The organism is Acidovorax sp. KPB24-03, from assembly GCF_057546605.1.
Window position 1 is genome coordinate 1 of sequence record NZ_BAAJYR010000746.1, and the last position, 1040, is coordinate 1040.

1 protein-coding gene is annotated in these 1040 nt (G+C 73.2%); it reads left to right on the forward strand.

The features are described 5' to 3' along the window. Positions 1-943: FAD:protein FMN transferase (locus AC27KI_RS25685; RefSeq protein WP_487116642.1), on the forward strand; the 943-nt coding region annotated here is incomplete at its 5' end. Between the last annotated feature and the right edge of the window lie 97 nt (positions 944-1040).

Here is a 1040-nt window from a genome sequence, read left to right on the forward strand (position 1 = left end):
GCACACGCTGTCGGGCGAGTCCATGGGCACGACTTGGCGCGTGCGCCTGGGCAACCCGCGCTTCGCGCCGCTCGAGCCGGTGCGTGCCGCCATCGACGCCGCGCTGGGCCGGGTCGTGCAGCAGATGAGCCATTGGAAGCCGGACTCCGACCTCTCGCGCTTCAACCGCGCCGCCGCCGGCGCCTGGCACACGCTGCCGGACGAATTCTTCACCGTGCTGCAATGCGCCTTCGACTGGTCGCAGCGCAGCGGCGGCGCCTGGGATCCCACCGTGGGCCCGCTCGTGGACCTGTGGGGCTTCGGCCCGGGGGCCGATCCGCAGGCCGGGCCCGTGGCGCGCATCCCATCGCCCCAGGCCCTGAGCGATGCACGGGCCCGCGTGGGCCATGGCCGCATCGCGTTGCAGCCTGCGCGCCGCCAGGCCCGGCAGCCGGGTGGCGCGCAGCTCGATCTGAGCGGCATCGCCAAGGGCTATGCGGTGGACTGCGTGGCGCAGCATCTGCAGGCGCAGGGCTGGACCGATTTTCTGGTGGAGGTGGGTGGCGAGCTGCGTGCCAGCGGCCGCCGGCCGGATGGGCAGCCCTGGCGCGTGGCCGTGGCCGATCCCGCGGGCCATGCACCGCGCGCGCTGGTGCTCAAGGGCATGGCGGTGGCCACCTCGGGCGACCTCTGGCATGCGTTCGACCATGCGGGCCGCCGCTATTCCCACACCATCGATCCGCGCACCGGCGAACCCGTGCACCACGCGCTGGCGAGCGTGACGGTGCTGCATGCCGAGTGCATGCAAGCCGACGCGCTGGCCACCGTCATCACCGTGCTGGGCCCGCAGGACGGCCTGGACTTCGCGCGGCGGCAGGGCCTGGCCGCACTGGTGTGCGAGCGCACGCCGCAGGGCCTGGCCTGGGCCGCGACGCCGGCCTTCGAAGCGCTGGCGGGGGCCTGACACCATCGCCTGCTGCATCCCATGGTTCTTTCGATTCCCGTGCCGCGCCTTGCTGCGGCATTCATCCTGGTCCTGCCCTATGGGCTGATGTGCGCCG